This window comes from Rhizobium sp. F40D2 (assembly GCF_051810745.2).
Taxonomy (GTDB): Bacteria; Pseudomonadota; Alphaproteobacteria; order Rhizobiales; family Rhizobiaceae; genus Rhizobium.
Genome location: NZ_CM131436.1, coordinates 2953281 through 2973180 on the forward strand (window position 1 = coordinate 2953281; position 19900 = coordinate 2973180).

General features: G+C 62.3%; 17 protein-coding genes. 11 read left to right on the forward strand and 6 right to left on the reverse strand.

From position 1 onward, the window contains the following. Positions 1 to 87: 87 nt before the first annotated feature. Positions 88 to 3576, reverse strand: coding sequence for a carbamoyl-phosphate synthase large subunit (carB, locus tag ACS4RS_RS14080; protein ID WP_439010486.1), 3489 nt, complete (start codon positions 3574 to 3576; stop codon positions 88 to 90). Positions 3577 to 3738: 162 nt separating this feature from the next. Here carB and ACS4RS_RS14085 point away from each other — a divergent pair, with 162 nt between their 5' ends. Both ACS4RS_RS14085 and ypfJ read left to right on the forward strand, forming a co-directional pair. Continuing rightward, positions 3739 to 3930: a hypothetical protein gene (locus ACS4RS_RS14085; RefSeq protein ID WP_439010485.1), complete on the forward strand. Its 192-nt coding sequence runs from the start codon at positions 3739 to 3741 to the stop codon at positions 3928 to 3930. Between the two features lie 78 nt (positions 3931 to 4008). Next, the gene (gene ypfJ / locus ACS4RS_RS14090) at positions 4009 to 4929 is read left to right on the forward strand and encodes a KPN_02809 family neutral zinc metallopeptidase (RefSeq protein ID WP_439010484.1); all 921 of its coding nucleotides are present in this window, start codon (positions 4009 to 4011) and stop codon (positions 4927 to 4929) included. Between the two features lie 159 nt (positions 4930 to 5088). Here the strand turns inward: ypfJ and ACS4RS_RS14095 are convergent, their stop codons facing one another. After that, a complete protein-coding gene (locus tag ACS4RS_RS14095) occupies positions 5089 to 6081 on the reverse strand; it encodes an aldo/keto reductase (protein WP_439010483.1) in 993 nt (330 codons plus the stop codon). Between the two features lie 112 nt (positions 6082 to 6193). Here ACS4RS_RS14095 and ACS4RS_RS14100 point away from each other — a divergent pair, with 112 nt between their 5' ends. Continuing rightward, the gene (locus ACS4RS_RS14100) at positions 6194 to 6322 is read left to right on the forward strand and encodes a hypothetical protein (RefSeq protein ID WP_439010482.1); all 129 of its coding nucleotides are present in this window, start codon (positions 6194 to 6196) and stop codon (positions 6320 to 6322) included. Between the two features lie 95 nt (positions 6323 to 6417). Further along, positions 6418 to 7662, forward strand: coding sequence for a TCR/Tet family MFS transporter (locus tag ACS4RS_RS14105; RefSeq protein WP_439010481.1), 1245 nt, complete (start codon positions 6418 to 6420; stop codon positions 7660 to 7662). Here the strand turns inward: ACS4RS_RS14105 and ACS4RS_RS14110 are convergent. Beyond that, entirely contained in the window at positions 7629 to 7808 is a 180-nt protein-coding gene (locus ACS4RS_RS14110; RefSeq protein WP_439010480.1) for a hypothetical protein, read from the reverse strand. The genes ACS4RS_RS14105 and ACS4RS_RS14110 overlap by 34 nt on opposite strands. On the opposite strand from ACS4RS_RS14110, the gene ACS4RS_RS14115 reads away from it, so the two are divergent. After that, on the forward strand, positions 7807 to 9210 hold the full coding sequence (locus ACS4RS_RS14115) for an MATE family efflux transporter (protein ID WP_439010479.1): 1404 nt from the start codon (positions 7807 to 7809) through the stop codon (positions 9208 to 9210). The two genes, ACS4RS_RS14110 and ACS4RS_RS14115, sit on opposite strands and share 2 nt — an antisense overlap. 17 nt (positions 9211 to 9227) lie before the next feature. On the opposite strand, the gene ACS4RS_RS14120 is transcribed toward ACS4RS_RS14115, so the two are convergent. Then, positions 9228 to 9548, reverse strand: coding sequence for an antibiotic biosynthesis monooxygenase family protein (locus ACS4RS_RS14120; protein WP_439010478.1), 321 nt, complete (start codon positions 9546 to 9548; stop codon positions 9228 to 9230). A 124-nt stretch (positions 9549 to 9672) separates the two neighbouring features. Next, the gene (gene carA / locus ACS4RS_RS14125; protein WP_439011829.1) at positions 9673 to 10878 is read right to left on the reverse strand and encodes a glutamine-hydrolyzing carbamoyl-phosphate synthase small subunit; all 1206 of its coding nucleotides are present in this window, start codon (positions 10876 to 10878) and stop codon (positions 9673 to 9675) included. A 270-nt stretch (positions 10879 to 11148) separates the two neighbouring features. Between carA and ACS4RS_RS14130 the strand changes: the two genes are divergently transcribed. Then, complete coding sequence (locus ACS4RS_RS14130; protein ID WP_439010477.1) at positions 11149 to 11601, forward strand: GatB/YqeY domain-containing protein; 453 nt, start codon at positions 11149 to 11151, stop codon at positions 11599 to 11601. A gap of 1 nt (position 11602) precedes the next feature. On the opposite strand, the gene ACS4RS_RS14135 is transcribed toward ACS4RS_RS14130, so the two are convergent. Further along, positions 11603 to 12490 (reverse strand): hypothetical protein, encoded by an 888-nt coding sequence (locus ACS4RS_RS14135; RefSeq protein ID WP_439011828.1) that lies wholly within the window; start codon positions 12488 to 12490, stop codon positions 11603 to 11605. Between the two features lie 672 nt (positions 12491 to 13162). Here ACS4RS_RS14135 and dnaG point away from each other — a divergent pair. From dnaG to ACS4RS_RS14160, 5 genes are all read left to right on the forward strand, one after another. Continuing rightward, a complete protein-coding gene (gene dnaG, locus ACS4RS_RS14140; protein ID WP_439010476.1) occupies positions 13163 to 15163 on the forward strand; it encodes a DNA primase in 2001 nt (666 codons plus the stop codon). Beyond that, complete coding sequence (gene recQ, locus ACS4RS_RS14145) at positions 15163 to 17028, forward strand: DNA helicase RecQ (protein WP_439010475.1); 1866 nt, start codon at positions 15163 to 15165, stop codon at positions 17026 to 17028. Before dnaG ends, recQ begins: the two co-directional genes overlap by 1 nt. A gap of 106 nt (positions 17029 to 17134) precedes the next feature. After that, entirely contained in the window at positions 17135 to 18322 is a 1188-nt protein-coding gene (locus ACS4RS_RS14150) for a glycine C-acetyltransferase (RefSeq protein WP_439010474.1), read from the forward strand. A gap of 177 nt (positions 18323 to 18499) precedes the next feature. Next, complete coding sequence (gene tdh / locus ACS4RS_RS14155) at positions 18500 to 19537, forward strand: L-threonine 3-dehydrogenase (protein WP_439010473.1); 1038 nt, start codon at positions 18500 to 18502, stop codon at positions 19535 to 19537. Positions 19538 to 19547: 10 nt separating this feature from the next. Then, the gene (locus tag ACS4RS_RS14160; protein ID WP_439010472.1) at positions 19548 to 19895 is read left to right on the forward strand and encodes a GFA family protein; all 348 of its coding nucleotides are present in this window, start codon (positions 19548 to 19550) and stop codon (positions 19893 to 19895) included. Positions 19896 to 19900 lie beyond the last annotated feature (5 nt).

A 19900-nucleotide genomic window follows, 5' to 3' on the forward strand; every position in this document is an offset into this window, starting at 1 on the left:
CGCCCACCGAGCGATGGCGCTGTCTCTTTGTTTTTACGCAATTCCGGACGCAAAACCGCGGCACAGTTTTGCTGGAATTCTTCGATCTCAGGCGAAGTAGCTCTGCAGCGGCCGCACTTCGAGATTGCCGGCTTTCAGCGCCTTGATCGCCTGGGCGGCGGCTTCGGCGCCTGCCATGGTGGTGTAATAGGGCACCTTCTGCATCAGCGTCGCGCGGCGCAGCGACTTCGAATCCGAGATCGCCTTGTTGCCGTCGGTGGTGTTGATGACCAGCTGAACCTGACGGTTGCGGATGGCATCCTCGATATGCGGACGGCCTTCCAGCACCTTGTTGATCTTCGTGGCGGTGATGCCGTTTTCGCCGAGGAAGCGGGCGGTGCCGCCGGTCGCCAGCACCTTGAAACCCTGTTCGACGAGAATGCGGATCGCCGGCAGCACGCGCGGCTTGTCCTCGTCGCGGACCGAAACGAAGACCGTGCCGTCACGCGGCAGCTCGACGCCGGCGCCGAGCTGCGACTTGGCGAAGGCGAGCGCAAAATCGGTGTCGAGGCCGATGACTTCGCCGGTCGAGCGCATTTCCGGACCGAGCAGCGTGTCGACGCCGGGGAAGCGGGCGAAGGGGAAGACGGCTTCCTTGACGGCGATATGCGTCAGTTTGCGCGGATCGGGCTTTTCGCCATAGGCGGCGAAGGTCGCGTCGAGTTTTTCGCCGGCCATGACGCGGGCGGCGATCTTGGCGATCGGCGCGCCGATGGTCTTGGCGACGAAGGGCACGGTGCGCGAGGCGCGCGGATTGACTTCGAGAACGTAGACGGTGCCGTCCTTGATGGCGAACTGAACGTTCATCAGGCCGCCGACATTGAGCGCCTTGGCCATCGCCTTTGCCTGACGCTCGAGTTCGTCGATCAGTTCGACGGGCAACGAGCGCGGCGGCAGCGAGCAGGCGCTGTCGCCGGAATGGATGCCGGCTTCCTCGATATGCTCCATGATGCCGGCGACATAAACGTCGATGCCGTCGGAGAGGCAGTCGACGTCGACTTCGATGGCATGAGAGAGATAGCTGTCGAAGAGCAGCGGGTTCTTGCCGAGCAGGGTGTTGATCTGGCCGGTCTTGTCGTTCGGATAACGCTGCTTGATATCTTCAGGCACCAGTTCCGGAACGGTGTCGAGCAGGTAGGTCTGCAACTGGCCTTCCGAATGCAGGATCTGCATGGCGCGGCCGCCGAGCACGTAGGACGGGCGCACGACCAGCGGGAAGCCGATTTCGGCGGCGACCAGGCGAGCCTGCTCGACCGAATAGGCGATGCCGTTGTTCGGCTGGTTGAGATCGAGCTTCATCAGAAGCTTCTGGAAACGGTCGCGGTCCTCGGCAAGATCGATCATGTCGGGTGCGGTGCCGAGGATCGGGATGCCGTTCTTCTCGAGCGCCTCGGCAAGCTTCAGCGGCGTCTGGCCGCCGAACTGGACGATGACGCCGACGACTTCGCCCTTTTCCTGCTCGGCCCGCAGGATCTCGATCACGTCCTCGGCCGTTAGCGGCTCAAAATAGAGGCGATCGGACGTGTCGTAGTCGGTCGAGACGGTTTCCGGGTTGCAGTTGATCATGATCGCTTCATAACCCGCATCCTTTAGCGCGAAGGCGGCATGGCAGCAGCAATAATCGAACTCGATGCCCTGGCCGATGCGGTTCGGGCCGCCGCCGAGGATGACGACCTTCTTGCGGTCGGAAACCTCAGCTTCGGAGCGGGCGACGCCGACGAAGGGCGTCTCGTAGGTCGAATACATGTAGGCGGTCGGCGAGGCGAATTCGGCGGCACAGGTATCGATGCGCTTGAAAACCGGGCGGACGTTCAGGCTGTTGCGAAGTTCGGCGACCTGCTTGGGGCGCTTGCCGGTCAGCGTCGCCAGACGGGCGTCGGAAAAGCCCATGGCCTTCAGCATGCGCAGGTTCGCGGCATCCTCAGGCAGGCCGTGCTCGCGGATGCGGGCTTCCGTGTCGATGATGTTCTTGAGTTCGGCGATGAACCAGGGGTCGATCTTGCAGCCCTCATGCACCTCTTCGATGCTGAGACCCATGCGCAGCGCCTGGGCGACCATGCGCAGGCGATCCGGCGTCGGCGTGCCGATGGCGGCGCGGATGGCGTTGTGGCTGGATTCGCCTTCCTCGGAATCGGGGATCTCGATTTCGTCGAGGCCGGTCAGCCCGGTCTCGAGGCCGCGCAGCGCCTTCTGCAGCGATTCGGCAAAGGTGCGGCCGATCGCCATGACTTCGCCGACCGACTTCATCGCGGTCGTCAGCACCGGCGAGGCGCCGGGGAATTTCTCGAAGGCGAAACGCGGAATCTTGGTGACGACATAGTCGATCGACGGTTCGAAGGAGGCAGGCGTTGCGCCGCCGGTGATGTCGTTGTCCAGCTCGTCGAGCGTATAGCCGATGGCGAGCTTGGCGGCGACCTTGGCGATTGGGAAGCCGGTGGCCTTGGAGGCGAGCGCCGAGGAGCGCGAGACGCGCGGGTTCATTTCGATGACGACCAGCCGGCCGTCCTTCGGATTGACGGCGAACTGGACGTTCGAGCCGCCGGTCTCGACGCCGATCTCGCGCAGCACCGCGATCGAGGCGTTGCGCATGATCTGGTATTCCTTGTCGGTCAGCGTCAGCGCCGGGGCGACGGTGATCGAATCGCCGGTATGGACGCCCATCGGATCGATGTTTTCGATCGAGCAGATGATGATGCAGTTGTCCGCCTTGTCGCGGACGACCTCCATTTCGTATTCCTTCCAGCCGAGCACCGATTCCTCGACCAGCACTTCGGTGGTCGGCGAGGCATCGAGGCCGCCGCCGACGATCTCGAAGAATTCCGAGCGGTTGTAGGCGATGCCGCCGCCGGTGCCGCCGAGCGTGAAGGAGGGGCGAATGATGGCGGGCAGGCCGACATGATCGATCGCCTGGGCGGCAATCGCCATGGCATGGCTCATGTAGCGCTGCTTGCGGTCGCTTTCGCCGAGGTTCCACTGGTTTTCCAGTTCGTCCAGTGCCTTGTCGAGATCGGGGCCCGAGAGGCTTTCGCGCAGCTTGTTGCGCTCGGTCTCATGCGTCTTGCGGTCGAGATCCTTGATATCGGTGGCGTTCGCCAGCATCGAGCGCGGCGTTTCCAGCCCGATGCGGGCCATCGCCTCGCGAAACAGCGCCCGGTCTTCGGCCATGTCGATGGCGGCGGGTTTGGCGCCGATCATCTCGACATTGTAGCGGTCGAGCACGCCCATGCGCTTCAGCGAAAGCGCGGTATTCAGCGCCGTCTGGCCGCCCATCGTCGGCAGCAGCGCATCCGGGCGCTCCTTGGCAATGATCTTGGCGACGACCTCGGGGGTGATCGGCTCGACGTAAGTTGCATCGGCAAGGCCCGGATCGGTCATGATCGTCGCCGGGTTGGAGTTGACGAGGATGACGCGGTAGCCTTCCTCCCGCAGCGCCTTGCAGGCCTGGGTGCCGGAATAGTCGAACTCGCAAGCCTGGCCAATGACGATCGGTCCCGCGCCGATGATGAGGATCGATTTGATGTCTTGGCGCTTCGGCATGGGCGATTCCATTGTCTGGCTGCGCAAAAAGCCGGCCAGGGTGGGAGATCACCGGGTCGGGTCGCGCATTGAAGGTCTTTTCAGGCTAGAAGCGGCTTATAGGCAAATGTATTTGCAAACGGAACCCCATAAATCGCGGAATCGACAGGAATCCAACACGGCGTGACCGCCTATGTCCGCCGGGGCACGACGCGCACCCGGATTTCGCCGCCGCGCACCGGATCGGCGATGGCAAAGACCGCCTCCTGGGGCTCGATCAGCCTCTATATCGGCGGCTCAACCTTGCGCTCGCAGCCGGCGGCGCTGGGCCGGTCCACGGTCCTCGCGCAGGCTGGAGCCTCGCCTGCCACATGAAGCTGCTGGAATTCCAGCCGTCGCCGGATATATAGATCCGTTAAGGTGCAAGCACAGGCATTGCCGGGGAGAGCGAAGATGGAATGGAGAGGCCGGCGTCAGTCCGACAATATCGAGGATCGCCGTGGCGATCCGGGCAGCGGCGGTTTCGGCCGCGGCGGTGGCTTCAATTTTCCCTCCGGCGGCGGCGTTCGCCGCGCTGGCGGCGGCTTGAGCATCGGCACGATCATCTTCCTCGTCGTTATCTATTTCATCTTCAAGATGATGGGCGTCGATCTGCTGCAGGTGCTCGAAGGCGGCGGTATGACGAGCGGCCCCGGTTACGAACAGAGCCAGTCGGAAGGCACGCGGACGCCCGCCAATGATGAGATGACCGCCTTCATGCGCACCGTTCTTGCCGAAACCGAGGATACCTGGACGGGCATCTTCCAGGCGCAAGGCCAGACTTACGAGGAGCCGCGCCTCGTGCTGTTTTCGGGCTCGACGGCATCGGCCTGCGGCTCCGCATCGGCGGCAACCGGGCCGTTCTACTGCCCCGGTGACCACAAGCTCTATCTCGACACGGATTTCTTCCAGGAGCTCTCCGACCGGTTCGGCGCGTCCGGCGATTTCGCCGAGGCCTATGTCGTCGCTCACGAGGTTGGCCATCACGTGCAGAACCTGCTCGGCATCCTGCCGAAGTTCAATCAGGCCCGCCAGCGCATGAGCGAGGAGGAGGCCAACAAGATGTCGGTGCGCGTCGAGCTGCAGGCCGATTGCTTCGCGGGCATCTGGGGCAAATATACTGAGCAGAAGGGCTTGCTGGAGTCCGGCGACCTTGAGGAGGCGCTGAACGCCGCCCAGCAGATCGGCGACGACACGCTGCAGAAGCGGTCCCAGGGTTACGTCGTGCCCGAGAGTTTCAACCACGGCACTTCGGCGCAGCGCGTCAGATGGTTCAAGCGCGGCTTCGACAGCGGGCAACTGTCGGCTTGCGATACGTTCTCGGGGCCGGTGTGAAATGCCCCTCATCCGCCTGCCGGCACCTCTCCGTTCCCCACTTACCCGTCACACAGGGCACGTCCCCTCTCCCCGTCAGAACGGGGAGAGGGTTAGGGTTAGGGTGAGGGTGAGGGTGAGGGGCAGCGTCGTCCTCTCTCATTTCTAACGGGTCCGCACCTACCTCTCACTATCCATATGCTGCAGCATATGCTCCGGATAACGCCCGCCGACAGCCGCATCCTTCGGGACGGCGCGTTCGATCGCGGCGAAATCTTCTGCCGACAGATCCACCGCGCGTGAGCCGAGCGCCTCGGTCAGCCGGTCGCGGCGGCGGGCGCCGATGATCGGGACGATATCCTTGCCCTTGGCGGCGACCCAGGCGATGGCGATCTGGGCGACCGAGACGCTCTTGGCCTCGGCGATCGCGCGCAGTTTTTCCACCAAAGCGAGGTTCTGCTCGATATTGGCCTCCTGGAAGCGCGGGCTATGGGTGCGGAAGTCTCCGGCTGCGGCCTGGCCCTTTTGCCAGTGGCCGCTGATCAGGCCGCGCGAGAGCACGCCGTAAGCGGTGATCGAGATGCCGAGTTCGCGCGTCGTCGGCAGGATCTTCTCTTCGATGCCGCGCGAGATCAGCGAATATTCGATTTGCAGGTCGACGATCGGTGCAACAGCGGCGGCGCGGCGGATGGTGTCGGCGCCGACTTCCGACAGGCCGATATGCCTGACATAACCCGCTTTGACCATGTCAGCGATGGCGCCGACCGTATCTTCGATCGGCACGTTGGGATCGAGGCGGGCCGGGCGGTAGATGTCGATATAGTCGACGCCGAGGCGCTGCAGCGTATAAGCGAGGAAATTCTTCACCGCGCTCGGGCGGGCGTCGATGCCGCTCCAGCCGCTGGCGGGGTCGCGGAGCGCGCCGAATTTGACGCTGATGACCGCATCCTCGCGCCTGCGACCCTTCAACGCCTCGCCAATCAGCATCTCGTTATGGCCCATGCCGTAGAAATCGCCGGTGTCGAGCAGATTGACGCCGGCATCGAGCGCAGCATGGATCGTCGCGATACTTTCGGCCCGGTCGGCAGGGCCGTACATGCCCGACATGCCCATGCAGCCGAGGCCGATGGCCGAAACATCGGGTCCGGACTTTCCCAAACGATAGGTCTGCATTGTCTTCTCCCTAATCCGCGCCAGAGCGGCGCTGCCGGATGCCGTTTTTACAGCCTTCGCCCCTGCGCGATAATCCGGATGGTCTCGAACGGGCCGTGCGGAGGGGCGCACAATGAACGATCATTCCCCGAATGATCTGGACGTCGTCAATGCGATTGCAAGGGAGCCAATGATCACCTTGCCGCGCCCAACGGTTGAAGCACGTCATAAATTTCCCGTTCCGCATTATCAAAAACTTTGAAATGTTCACGGATTGTTTCGTTTTCTTTTCTGAGCTATGTCAGTTTCTCGGCGACGAAATCGTCTTTTCAGAAGCAACCGCTGTAGAGATGCATCATGCTTGACCCCAAATTCGTCCGTCGCGGCCTTTTCCTGGTCTTCATCATTCTCTTCCTCGACATTATCGGCATCGCCATCATCATGCCGGTGCTGCCCGCCTATCTGGAACAGTTGACCGGCGGCGGCGTCAGCGATGCGGCGATCGATGGCGGCTGGCTGATGCTCGTCTATGCCGGCATGCAGTTCCTGTTCGCACCGCTGCTCGGAAACCTTTCCGACCGGTTCGGCCGTCGGCCGATCCTTCTGCTGTCGGTGCTGACCTTTGCGATCGACAATTTCATCTGCGGCATCGCCACCAGCTTCTGGATGCTGTTCGTCGGCCGCGTGCTTGCCGGGATCAGCGGCGGCAGCTTCGCCACATGCTCGGCTTATATCGCCGATATCAGCACCGAGGAGAACCGGGCGAAGAATTTCGGGCTGATCGGCATCGCCTTCGGCGTCGGCTTCACGATCGGCCCCGTTATCGGCGGTGTCCTCGGCGAATTCGGCCCGCGTGTGCCGTTTCTCGGCGCGGCAGCACTGTCGTTCGTCAATTTCATCGCCGCCTGCTTCCTGCTGCCGGAAACGCTGGAGGCTAGAAATCGCCGCCGCTTCGAGTGGAAGCGTGCCAATCCGCTCGGCGCGCTGCGGCAGATGCGCCACTACCCGGGCATCGGCTGGGTCAGCCTCGTCATGTTCCTGTTTTTCCTCGCCCATGCCGTCTATCCCTCGGTCTGGTCCTTCGTCTCGACCTATCGCTACGGCTGGAGCGAGGGACAGATCGGCCTGTCGCTCGGCATCTACGGCATCGGCGCTGCGCTGGTGATGGGATTGGTATTGCCGCGTGTCGTGCCTCTGGTCGGCGAATGGAAGACAGCGCTTCTTGGCCTCTGTTTTTCGGCGGCGGGGCTGACCGGCTATGCCTTCGCCTGGGAGGGCTGGGTGGTCTACGTGGTGATCGTTGCGACCGTCATGGAAAACGTCGCCGATCCGCCGTTGCGCAGCATCGCTGCCGGCAAGGTGCCGCCCTCGGCGCAGGGCGAGTTGCAGGGTGCGCTGACCAGTCTCAGCAGCATTACCACGATCGTCGGACCGCTGATCTTTACCCAGTTGTTCAGCTATTTCACCCGGCCAGAGGCGCCCGTCACCTTTGCCGGGGCGCCCTATCTGACTGCTGCCCTGTTCATCCTGGTGGCCGCCGGCGTGTTCCTCGTACGGGTCCGGGTCCGTCAGCCGGCGGAGGCGCTGGAGGCGGCGGGTTGATCGATCAGAAACGGTGATACGATGATGAATTTTTCATCATCTGCCTGTTTAGGGTGGTTCTTTGCTGGGGTTTGATCTAAATCCCGATGATATTTCTCCGCAGATTGCGCGGCGACCCATATTTCAATCACAGGACCAGGTGTCATGGACACGCCGATCGACGCGCGCAGGCTTGCGCCGACAACCGATAATCGTTGGGGTGCACATTTCCGTGCAACGTTGGCGCTCGGCATTCCGCTGATCGGTGCGCAGCTCGCCCAGCTCGGCATCAACACCACCGATGTGATGATCGTCGGCCGCCTCGGCGCCGAGCATCTGGCGGCTATGGTGCTGTCCGCTCAGTTCCTGTTCACTATCCTGATCTTCGGTTCGGGCTTTGCCATCGCGGTCATCCCGATGGTGGCCCAGGCCTATGGCCGTGGCGACGTCGTCTCGGTGCGCCGGGCGCTGCGCATGGGTCTCTGGGTGGTGATCGCATATTGGGTCATCATGCAGCCCGCCTTCTTCAATTCGGAGCGGATCCTTCTCTTTGCGCAGCAGAAGCCCGAGGTGGCGAAGCTCGCCCATGGCTACATCATGATCGGCCAGTTCGGCGTGCTGCCGGCGCTGCTTTTCAACGTCATGCGCGCGCTGGTCAGCGCCATTGGCAAGGCGGGCATCATCCTCAACGTCACCATCGCGACGCTGGTGTTGAACGCGATCTTCGCCTATGCCCTGGTGCTCGGCCATTTCGGCTTTCCGGCGATGGGGCTCGAAGGTGCAGCGATTGTGTCGGTCGTCGTGCAGACGGCCGGATTTCTCTTCATCCTCGCCTTCGTTCAGAAGCGGGACGAGACACGGCGCTACGAGATCTTCGTGCGGTTCTGGAAGCCCGATTGGCATGCGCTGCTGGAGGTCCTCCGGCTCGGCTTTCCGATCAGCGTCACCGTGCTTGCCGAGGTTAGCCTGTTTACGGTGGCCTCGCTGTTGATGGGCTATATCGGCACCATCGAGCTTGCCGCTCACGGCATCGCCCTGCAATGGGCCTCGATCGCCTTCATGATCCCGCTCGGCCTAAGCCAGGCGGCGACGGTGCGCGTCGGGGTCGCCCACGGGCAGGGCGATTACCGCGGGCTCGTGCGGGCTTCGATCATGGTGCTTATCCTTGCCTGCGCCATTTCGGCGGTGGGCTCGGTGCTGTTTGCCACCATGCCGCAATTCCTCGGCAGCTGGTTCCTGGACGTCAATTCGCCGGAGGCGCCCGCCGTGCTTGCCTATGCCGGGCCGCTGATCGTCGTCGCCGGGCTTTTCCAGCTCGTCGACGGGTTGCAGGTGATCGCCAACGGATTGCTGCGCGGCCTCAAGGACGCACGTGTGCCGATGATCATGGCATTGATTGCCTATTGGCCGATCGGCTTCTTCCTCGCCTGGGCCTTTGCCTTTCCGCTGGGCTTCGGCGGCATCGGCATCTGGTTCGGTTTCCTCGTCGGGCTGGCGGCGGCCGCTGTCATGCTCTGCTGGCGGTTCTATCTTCTGCTTCGCCGGGAAGGAGCGATGGCCGGCGCCTGAGCCGGCCGTCCTTATGCTCAAGCCGCGACAGGCTTGTAGCTCGCCATGTCGGCGCGAATGCCGAGACGCGCAAACATCTCCTGCGGGTCGAACTTGGCGGCTTTGTGGGCGGCTGCGACGGCTGCCCGCACACGCTCGACGACATCGGCGCTTTCCCATTGGGCAATGGTCACGAAGTTGAACTCGCCGGGACCGGCGACCTGTTCCAGCACCTTGTGATCGATGAAGCCGTCCTGTGCCTCCAGCAGCTTGTGGGTCATCATCACATTGATGAGAAATTCCTCGCGCGCCGCAACCGGCACGACGAATTTATCGACTCGAAAGAAAGCTCCGCTCATCCATTTTCTCCTGCATCAAATATCTGCAGGCAATTCTGTAATTCCTTAACTTAAGTTGAGGTCAATATGCAGAGCAAAGAAAAGGCCCGGTTGACGGGCCTCCCTGAATCGATGTTGGCTAAGATCAGCGTTCGGCGAGCGCCGGTTCGCCCTTCTTCTCGCGCACCATGTTGATGAAGCGGCGGAAGAGATAGTGGCTGTCCTGGGGGCCTGGAGAGGCTTCCGGGTGGTGCTGAACGGAGAAGACCTGCTTGCCGAGCACGCGCAGGCCGCAATTGGTGCCGTCGAAAAGCGAAATGTGAGTCTCTTCAACGCCATCGGGCAGCGACTTCGAGTCGACCGCGAAGCCATGGTTCATCGAGACGATCTCGACCTTGCCGGTCGTGTGGTCCTTGACGGGGTGGTTGGCGCCGTGATGGCCCTGGTGCATCTTCTCGGTCTTGGCGCCGAGGGCAAGGCCGAGCATCTGATGGCCGAGGCAGATGCCGAAGACCGGGATGTCGGTCTTAACAAGGGTCTTGATTACGGGCACGGCATATTCGCCGGTCGCCGCCGGGTCGCCCGGGCCGTTCGACAGGAAGATGCCGTCCGGCTGCATCGCGAGCACGTCTTCGGCGCTGGTTGCCGCCGGCACGACCGTCACCTTGCAGTCGAGGCCGGCAAATAGGCGCAGGATGTTGCGCTTGACGCCGTAATCGAGGCAGACGACGTGATACTTCGCGTCCGCTGCGGCGAGTTCGCCATACCCTTCATTCCAGACCCACGGCGTCTCGGTCCATTGCGAGGACTGGCCCGACGAGGCGATCTTCGCAAGGTCGAGACCTTCGAGGCCGCTCCAGGCCTTGGCTTCGGCTTTCAGCGCCTCGATATCGAAGACGCCGTTCGGATCGTGGGCGATGACCGCATTCGGGGCGCCGTTCTCGCGGATCCAGGCAGTCAGCGCGCGCGTGTCGACGCCGCAGAGACCGATGACGCCGCGCGCCTTCAGCCATTGGTCGAGATGCTTGGCGGCGCGGTAGTTCGAAGGGTCGGTGATGTCGGCCTTGAAGATGACGCCGACGGCGCCGTGGCGGGCAGCAGGCGTCAGATCCTCGATGTCTTCATCATTGGTGCCGATATTGCCGATATGCGGAAAGGTGAAGGTGACGATCTGGCCGAGGTAGGAGGGGTCCGTCAGGATCTCCTCGTAGCCGGTCAGCGCCGTGTTGAACACCACTTCGGCCTGGACCTTGCCGGTGGCGCCGATGCCCTTGCCTTCGATGACCGTGCCGTCGGCAAGAACGAGGAGGGCGGTCGGCTTTTCGATTGTCCAGGGTGCTGTCGCGGTCATCTTCATCCCGTTTCCGGCGGCCGGCGCGCGTTTCCGCGCTCGTCGCCCTTTGATCTCGCAGGCGTGTGGACACGGCAATGCCGCGCGCTTCAGGCCTGATCACGAATTTTGGTGCAGGTGGCGGTAAATAGCCACGCAATCGCGTAGCGTCAATCTTTGTAGCGGAGATTGCCGCCGTTTTCCTGCGCTTTATCGCGGCAATCGCGCAATTTATTTGATCCGCCGCATCAGCGTGGTTTATGAAGCGGCATCAAAACAGGAGTGAAGACCATGCTGCGCGATCAACTCGCCACCCAGCTGAAAGAGGCGATGAAGGCCAAGAATGCGGAGCGGCTTTCCACCGTCCGGCTGATTCAGGCCGCTGTCAAAGATCGCGATATCGCCAATCGCGGCACCGGCAAGGAGCAGGCGAGCGACGACGAGATCCTGCAGATTCTGGCCAAGATGGTGAAACAGCGCGACGAATCGGCAAAGATCTACGAGGAGAATTCCCGGCCGGAGCTTGCCGCCAAGGAGCGCGCCGAAATCACCGTTATCCAGGATTTCATGCCGAAGCAGCTTTCGGACAGCGAAGTGCGGGCCAATGTGTCGGCTGTTATCGCCGAGACGGGCTCTTCGGGCGTCAAGGACATGGGCAAGGTGATGGCGGCGCTGAAAGAACGTTATGCCGGCCAGATGGATTTTGCCAAGGCGTCGGCGACCGTCAAGGAACTGTTGAACTGATTTAGACCATACGTCTTGCCTGCGGTTCGATCAGGACCGCAGGCCCGAGCACCGCTTCGGCGGCGGCATCGATGATGGCGAATTTCGCCGCCTGATAATTCCAGTATTCGAGAATGAAGCGGCGCGACAGCCAGAAGTCGCCCTTGCGGGAGGGTGCTGTCCAGCCGACACTTTCCATGTTTGCGGCCTGTGTCAGAAGCCGCTTCAGGTGGGTGTTTGAGATCATGAACTGTTCGCGGATTTCTCTCAGCGACAGAGGACCGACCACGACACGTTCGGCCGTGCGGGGAAATTCCGGAAGGCGGGAGATCAGGTAGTCCATCACCAGGCCGCCGGTATTTGCCCAGTTGAAGAGGTTGAAGGTGGGGCCGGGATTGCGCACCGCTTCGCTCCCGATGATCGCCCTGGCGATGCGCGGCTGGATCGCTGCCATCATCGCCGAGGGATCGGCGCTGACCTTACCGGCGCGTTCGCCGCCGTCGAGGCTGTCGAGGATCATCAGATGGGCGACAAGCCATCGGGTGAAATGCTGCTCGGCGGTTTCCGTGGGCTCCAGATAGCGCGTGCGCTTGTCGGGGCCTGGTATCGGCCGCAGGAAACGATAGGCCAGCATTTCCTGCATGAAGGCCGCTGCCGTATTGCGGCTGGCGATGTCGTTCCTGACTGCAAAATCGATGAAGCGGCCGGAATAGAGACCGCTCTTGCCGTCGTCGGGATGGCCGTAATGAAGCGCAAAGCCGGCATGGGCCATTAGCCAGCGCTGCTGTGCGGCGAAAATCGAGGCGATGCGCGGGCTCTCACGATAGATCGTGAGCATCTGATCGGCGCAATGCAGGATCGCAGCGAGAAAACGATCGTCTGCTGCAAGAGTTTCAGCGGTAGAGGCCATATGGAAGGGTCCAGGGAATTCGGCGCATACTTCTTTCATGCAAGCGCCGCCTGTCAACGGGTTTGTCAATAATCGGTTAATTTCAAAAGGGAATTTGTATCAGGGGAAGCCAAAAATTTAAGAAGGCAGGAGCTGGGGGCGCTCCTGCCTTCTTGCTCTTTGCTTCCGCCGGCAAACGCAGGGCCGAGGCCCAAGCCGGAGGGTATTTGCAAAGGCACCCTTGCGAAGCGGCGCCGGGGGTAGGGATGGTGCTTCGCTCGGGGATCGCTTTGTTGAGATCGAACCTATTGCGGTGCGGCGGCTTATTCAAATTACAAAAAAATAATGATTGCCGAAAACGTCGTTTTTGGAGGCTTCGAAGCGAAGGCTCGCGTGGCGTCGCCGGGATAAGGCTGCGCCAATAATGCAGGTGATAAGCATCTGTTTTAAAACGGTTTAACTTGGCTCCATCAAGGGCCGGCACTCTTGCCGAGACGTTTGCGACGGTGGAATTTCAGCGCTTGAAAGACAATAATGTCGCACCCTGTCGCAGGGGGCGATAACGCGTTTTTGATTGGATAACCGACGCCATCGAGGACGGCTGCACTTGCCTGTGAATAGCGGGTTTTCGTGACAAGTTTCGTGGCATGACGCGGCAAAGCAGCTTATATGGAGGCTGGCCAAGAGGTATAAATGCGCTTTTCCAACACTTTTCTCGATGATATTCGCGACCGCGTTCCGATTTCGAACGTGATTGCGCGCCGTGTCAGCTGGGATAAGCGCAAGACCAATGTGTCGCGCGGCGATTACTGGGCCTGCTGCCCGTTCCACGGCGAGAAATCCCCGAGCTTCCACTGCGAGGACCGGAAGGGCCGCTATCACTGCTTCGGCTGCGGCGTCACCGGCGACCATTTCCGCTTCCTCACCGAGCTGGAGGGCTTGAGCTTTCCCGAGGCGGTGCAGCAGATCGCCGATATGGCGGGCGTTCCGATGCCGCTTGCCGATCCGGTGATGGAGAAGCGCGAGAAGGAGCGCGGCTCGCTGATCGACGTCATGGAAATGGCGACGCAATTTTTCCAGGATCAGTTGCAGACCGCGAATGGGGCGAGGGCGCGCGCCTATCTGCGCGACCGCGGGCTGACCGGGCGCACCATCGAGACCTTCCGTCTCGGCTATGCGCCTGACAGCCGCAATGCGCTGAAGGAATTTCTCGCCGGCAAGGGCGTCACCAAAGAGCAGATCGAGGCCTGCGGCCTGGTCGTTCATGAAAACGTGCCGGTGTCCTACGATCGCTTCCGCGACCGCATCATGTTCCCGATCCTCTCGTCGCGGGAAAAGGTGATCGCCTTCGGCGGCCGCGCGATGTCATCAGATGCGCCGGCGAAATATCTGAACTCCAACGAGACGGAGCTCTTTCACAAGGGCAATGTCCTTTATAATTTCGCCCGGGCGCGCCGCGCCATCCAGGGGCCGGGCCGCATCGATGCCCAGGACGACAATGCGAGCGGCACCATCATCGCCGTCGAAGGCTATATGGACGTGATCGCGCTCTATCAGTCGGGCATCGAGAATGCCGTCGCACCGCTTGGCACGGCGCTGACCGAAAACCAGCTCGAGCTGCTCTGGAAAATGGTGCCGCAGCCGGTGCTCTGCTTCGACGGCGACGGTGCCGGCATTCGGGCCGCCAATCGTGCCGCCGAACTGGCGCTGCCGCATCTGAAGCCCGGCCGGTCGGTCCGCTTCGCGCTTCTGCCTGATGGCAAGGACCCGGACGATCTCGTGCGCGACGATGGCCGCGCACCCTTCGACAAGGTGATGAGCCAGGCCAAGCCACTGTCGGAGATGCTGTGGAGCCGTGAGATCAATACCGGCAAGTTCGACACACCCGAGGCGCGCGCCGAACTCGAGGCGCGGCTGAAGCAGCTCGTTGCCGTCATCGCCGACGAGAATGTGCGCCGTCATTACCAGCAGGATATTCGCGACCGGCTGAACGCCTTCTTCCAGCCGCAGTTTCAGAACCGCAACAATGGCGAGCGCCGCGGTTTCAGCGGCAATTCCCGGACTGGCCGCGACAATGCTGTTAAGGCAGGGCCGAAAAGCCCCAGCCTTATTTCCGACCGGCTCGCCCGCTCAGGCCCGGTGCGCGGCCACCGGGACAATACGGCGCTGCGCGAAAGCGTGCTGGCGCTCACCATCGTCAATCATCCGTCGCTGATGATCGACGATTATGACGAGATCGCCTCGATCGATTATGACAGCCGCGAGTTGAAGCAGCTCTGGTCGGCGGTGCTTGGGGCCGCGGCGGCCGTTGCCGGCCCGCATCTGACGCGCGAATATCTGACCGAGAGGCTGGAATTCGAAGGCTTTGGTCCGTTGATCAAGGGCCTCGACCAGCAGGTGCGCAATGCCAGACTCTGGACGGCGACCGAGGAGGCGGCGCTGGAGGATGCGCGTGAGGGTTATCGCCAGGCGCTCGCCTTCCACAAACGGGCAAAGGCGCTGCGCCGGCAGAAGATGGAGCTTGAGCGCGAGATTGCGCTGGCGACCGAAGCCGGCGACGGCGAGGCGATCGTTCAACTGATGCGGGCGCAGCAGGAAGTGCATTTCGAAGGCGTGCGGCTTGAGAACCAGGAGGCGATCATCGACGGCTTCGGCGTGCTCTCCGGCCGCGTCAAAGGGGCGGCGAACCACTGATGCCGCAGACCGAACGGAATGAACCGGGCTTTTCCGCCTCCGGTGCGCTGTTTTCCGCCGGCCGCGCGCCGCTCGATATTCTCAAGCAGGTCTATGGCTATTCCTCCTTCCGCGGCAAGCAGCAGCTGGTGGTCGAACATGTGGTATCCGGCGGCGATGCCGTGGTGCTCTTCCCGACAGGCGCGGGCAAATCGCTGTGCTTCCAGATCCCGGCGCTCTGCCGCGATGGCGTCGGCATTGTCGTTTCGCCGCTGATTGCGCTGATGCGCGATCAGGTGGAGGCGATGAAGCAGCTCGGCATCCGCGCCGCCGCGCTCAATTCGTCTCTGTCGCGCGAGGAGTTCGTCGAAGTCCGCCGCGCGCTTTCGGCGGGAAAGCTCGACCTTCTCTATGTCACACCCGAACGCATTCTGACCGATGGTTTCCGCGAGCTGATCGCCAATGAGAAGATCGCGCTGTTTGCGATCGACGAGGCGCATTGCGTCTCGCAATGGGGCCATGATTTCCGGCCGGAATATCGCGCGCTCGGTCAGCTTGGCGAGCAATATCCCGGCGTGCCGAGGGTAGCGCTGACGGCGACAGCCGACCCACATACGCGCGACGACATTATCGAGCGGCTGGGGCTCGACGCTGCCGAGATCTTCACCACCAGCTTCGACCGGCCGAACATCGCCTACGAAATCGTCGAGCGCGACCAGCCGCGCCAGCAGCTGTTGCGCTTCCTGTCCGGCCACAAGGGAAACAGCGGCATCGTCTATTGCCTGTCGCGCGCCAAGGTCGAGGATACGGCCGAGTGGTTGAACGGGCAGGGCGTGCGTGCGCTTGCCTACCATGCCGGCATGGACAGGGCGGTTCGCGACGCCAATCAGGATGCCTTCCTGAAAGAGGAAAACCTCTGCCTGGTCGCCACCGTCGCCTTCGGCATGGGCATCGACAAGCCGAATGTGCGGTATGTCGCCCATCTCGACCTGCCGGGCTCGGTCGAAGCCTATTATCAGGAGACCGGGCGCGCCGGCCGTGACGGGCTGCCTTCGGAGGTCTGGATGGCCTATGGCATGGCCGACGTCATCCAGCGCGGCCGGATGATCGACGAGGGCGGGGCCGCTGCGGAGATCAAGCGGGTCGAGCGCGCCAAACTCAATGCATTGCTGGCGATCTGTGAGACCGCCTCCTGCCGCCGCCAGGCGATCCTTGCACATTTCGGCGAGGCGCATGCCGGACAATGCCGCAATTGCGACACCTGCCTGAAGCCGGTCGAGACCTGGGAGGGCACGGAAGCGGCGATCAAGGCGCTGGCCGCGATCTACCGCACCGGCGAGCGTTTCGGCGCCGGCCACGTCATCGATGTGCTTGTCGGCAACGTCAACGAAAAGACCGAGCGTTTCGGCCATATCGACATGCCGGTCTTCGGCGCCGGCAAGGATATTCCATCGCGCACCTGGCAATCCGTCTACCGCCAGCTGCTTGCCATGGGGCTGATCCGTGTCGATCACGAAGCCTATGGCGCGCTGAAGCTGGAGCCGGAGGCGCGCGCCGTCTTCAAGCAAGAGCGGCAGGTGTTCTTCCGCAAGGACCGCCCGGCCTCGGAACGGCGCACGAAGAAGGCTGAACGCAGCGAACGCAAATCGGGTTTGTCAGGCGCCGACGGCACCCTCTTCGACGCGCTGCGGGCCGAGCGCATGGCGATCGCCAAATCGCTCGGCGTGCCGCCCTATGTGGTCTTTCCCGATACGACATTGATCGCCTTTGCCACCGAACGGCCGCGCAGCCGCAAGGAATTGCTCGCCATATCAGGCGTCAGCCAGGCGAAGCTCGAGCGCTATGGCGATGCGTTCCTGGAAATCATCCTGGCGCAGGACGGCTGAATGGGCCGGCCGATGTTCCTGCTGATCTCGGCCCAGCGGTGAAGAAGACAAGCCGGCGGCGATATGCTAACCCGAGTGCTATAAAAAACATCAGGAAGGGCCGCCCATGACCTCGCCATTTCTCTCCCATCTCCGGGCCGAAATTTCCGCGCTGAAGGATGCCGGCCTCTATAAATCCGAACGGATCATCAGCTCCAAGCAGGCAGGCGAAATTGCGATTTCGACCGGCGAGCGGGTGCTGAATTTCTGCGCCAACAATTATCTCGGCCTTGCCGACAATGAGGAGCTGGCCGAGGCCGGCAAGCAGGCGCTTGACCGCTATGGCTATGGCATGGCCTCGGTGCGCTTCATCTGCGGCACGCAGGAGGAGCATAAGCAGCTCGAAGCGCGCATTTCCGCCTTTCTCGGCATGGAGGACACGATCCTCTATTCCTCCTGCTTCGACGCCAATGGCGGCCTTTTCGAAACGCTGCTCTCCGAGGAAGATGCGATCATCTCGGATGCGCTGAATCATGCCTCGATCATCGACGGCGTCAGGCTGTCGAAGGCCAAGCGCTTCCGCTACGCCAACAACGACATGGCAGCACTCGAAGAGGAGCTGAAGAAGGCCGAAGGCAGCCGCTTCAAGCTGATCGCCACTGACGGCGTCTTCTCGATGGATGGCATCATCGCCAATCTCGGTGGCGTCTGCGATCTCGCCGAGAAATACGGCGCCATGGTCATGGTCGATGACAGCCACGCAGTCGGCTTCGTCGGCAAAAATGGCCGCGGCTCGCCCGAATATTGCGGCGTCGAAGGCCGGATCGACATCATCACCGGCACGCTCGGCAAGGCGCTCGGCGGCGCCTCGGGCGGTTATACCTCGGCCAAGGCGGAGGTCGTCGAATGGCTGCGGCAACGCTCGCGGCCCTACCTGTTCTCGAATACGCTGGCGCCTGTTATCGCCGCCGCCTCACTGAAAGTGTTCGACCTCATCGAAAACGGTAACGCCTTGCGCGAACGCCTGTCCGACAATGCCGATCTCTTCCGCAGCGAGATGACGAAACTCGGATTCACGCTTGCCGGCGAAGGACATCCGATCATCCCGGTCATGCTCGGCGACGCTAAACTCGCCCAGGACATGGCGGGGCTGATGCTGAAGAAGGGCATTTACGTCATCGGCTTCTCCTTCCCGGTCGTGCCGAAGGGCCAGGCCCGCATCCGCACGCAGATGTCGGCGGCGCATTCGAAGGCGGATGTGGAGCGGGCGATTGCGGCCTTTGCAGAGGCAGGGCGGGAATTGGACGTGATTTGAGAATGAGGCTGCCCCTCACCCTAACCCTCTCCCCGTAAACGGGGCGAGGGGACGTGCCCTGCGAGAGGATGGTGGGGACGGAGAGGTCGCCGCGTGTCCCCTTCGCCCCGCCTGCGGGGAGAAGGTGCCGGCAGGCGGATGAGGGGCCGAAACAGGCGCTGGCCAAGGGATACAGATATGTCGAACATGATGAAGGCGCTGGTCAAGTCGAAGCCCGAGGTTGGGCTCTGGATGGAGAATGTGCCGGTGCCGGAGGTTGGGCCGAACGATGTGCTGATCCGGGTGAGGAAATCGGCGATCTGCGGCACGGACGTCCATATCTGGAATTGGGATCAATGGGCGCAGAAGACCATTCCGGTGCCGATGGTTGTCGGTCATGAATTCTCCGGCGAGATCGCCGAGATCGGTTCGGCGGTCACGCGCTATCATGTCGGCGAGCGGGTTTCCGGCGAGGGCCATATCGTCTGCGGCAAGTGCCGCAACTGCCGGGCGGGCAGGGGGCATCTCTGCCGCAACACGCTCGGCGTCGGCGTCAACCGGCCGGGCTCTTTCGGTGAGTTCGTCTGCATTCCCGAAAGCAATGTCGTGGCGATCCCGGAAGATATCTCCGATGAGATCGCCGCGATCTTCGATCCGTTCGGCAATGCCGTGCACACCGCGCTTTCCTTCGATCTCGTCGGCGAGGACGTGCTTGTGACCGGCGCCGGGCCGATCGGCATCATGGGGGCGCTCGTCGCCAAACGGTCCGGCGCCCGCAAGGTCGTCATCACCGATATCAATCCGCACCGGCTGGCGCTGGCGCGCAAGCTTGGCATCGACCACGTCGTCGACGCTTCGAGCGAAAACCTGGCCGACGTGATGAAGACGATCGGCATGACGGAGGGTTTCGATGTCGGGCTCGAAATGTCGGGGGCCGCACCCGCCTTCCGCGACATGATCGACAAGATGAACAATGGCGGCAAGATTGCCATTCTCGGCATCGCGCCGGCGGGCTTCGAGATCGACTGGAACAAGGTGATCTTCAAGATGCTCAATCTCAAGGGCATCTATGGCCGCGAGATGTTCGAGACCTGGTACAAGATGATCGCCTTCGTCCAGGGCGGCCTTGACCTTGCGCCGATCATCACTCATCGCATCGGGATCGACGAGTTTCGCGACGGGTTCGAGGCGATGCGGTCGGGCAATTCCGGCAAGGTCGTGATGGATTGGATGTGAGGAGAAAGACATGCTTTATGAAGGAAGCTGCCATTGCGGCAAGGTCGCATTCGAGGTCGAAGGCGAATTCACCGAGGCGCTGGACTGCAACTGTTCGCTCTGCCGCCGGCGAGGCGGGCTTCTCGCCTTCGTGCCGCGGGACAAGCTGGTGCTGAAGACGCCCGAAGACGATCTTTCGACCTATACTTTCAACAGGCATGTCATCCAGCATCACTTCTGCGCCAAGTGCTGCATCGCGCCGTTCGGCGAGGGGGTCGGCCCGAATGGCGCGGCCATGGCGTCGGTCAATCTGCGCTGCATTCCCGCGGTCGATCTCGGGGCGCTGAAGGTGACGGCCTATGATGGCGAGGCAAAGTAGCCGAT

Excerpts from the sequence above, each read along its gene's own strand:
- ypfJ (WP_439010484.1), top strand. The coding sequence starts at position 4,009 with ATGGAATGGAGAGGCCGGCGTCAGTCCGACAATATCGAGGATCGCCGT.
- ACS4RS_RS14120 (WP_439010478.1), bottom strand. The coding sequence starts at position 9,548 with ATGAGCGGAGCTTTCTTTCGAGTCGATAAATTCGTCGTGCCGGTTGCG.
- carA (WP_439011829.1), bottom strand. The coding sequence starts at position 10,878 with ATGACCGCGACAGCACCCTGGACAATCGAAAAGCCGACCGCCCTCCTC.
- ACS4RS_RS14100 (WP_439010482.1), top strand. The coding sequence starts at position 6,194 with ATGAACGATCATTCCCCGAATGATCTGGACGTCGTCAATGCGATTGCA.
- ACS4RS_RS14095 (WP_439010483.1), bottom strand. The coding sequence starts at position 6,081 with ATGCAGACCTATCGTTTGGGAAAGTCCGGACCCGATGTTTCGGCCATC.
- ACS4RS_RS14130 (WP_439010477.1), top strand. The coding sequence starts at position 11,149 with ATGCTGCGCGATCAACTCGCCACCCAGCTGAAAGAGGCGATGAAGGCC.
- dnaG (WP_439010476.1), top strand. The coding sequence starts at position 13,163 with ATGCGCTTTTCCAACACTTTTCTCGATGATATTCGCGACCGCGTTCCG.
- ACS4RS_RS14160 (WP_439010472.1), top strand. The coding sequence starts at position 19,548 with ATGCTTTATGAAGGAAGCTGCCATTGCGGCAAGGTCGCATTCGAGGTC.
- ACS4RS_RS14135 (WP_439011828.1), bottom strand. The coding sequence starts at position 12,490 with ATGGCCTCTACCGCTGAAACTCTTGCAGCAGACGATCGTTTTCTCGCT.
- ACS4RS_RS14150 (WP_439010474.1), top strand. The coding sequence starts at position 17,135 with ATGACCTCGCCATTTCTCTCCCATCTCCGGGCCGAAATTTCCGCGCTG.
- ACS4RS_RS14105 (WP_439010481.1), top strand. The coding sequence starts at position 6,418 with ATGCTTGACCCCAAATTCGTCCGTCGCGGCCTTTTCCTGGTCTTCATC.
- ACS4RS_RS14110 (WP_439010480.1), bottom strand. The coding sequence starts at position 7,808 with ATGACACCTGGTCCTGTGATTGAAATATGGGTCGCCGCGCAATCTGCG.
- ACS4RS_RS14115 (WP_439010479.1), top strand. The coding sequence starts at position 7,807 with ATGGACACGCCGATCGACGCGCGCAGGCTTGCGCCGACAACCGATAAT.
- recQ (WP_439010475.1), top strand. The coding sequence starts at position 15,163 with ATGCCGCAGACCGAACGGAATGAACCGGGCTTTTCCGCCTCCGGTGCG.
- tdh (WP_439010473.1), top strand. The coding sequence starts at position 18,500 with ATGTCGAACATGATGAAGGCGCTGGTCAAGTCGAAGCCCGAGGTTGGG.
- carB (WP_439010486.1), bottom strand. The coding sequence starts at position 3,576 with ATGCCGAAGCGCCAAGACATCAAATCGATCCTCATCATCGGCGCGGGA.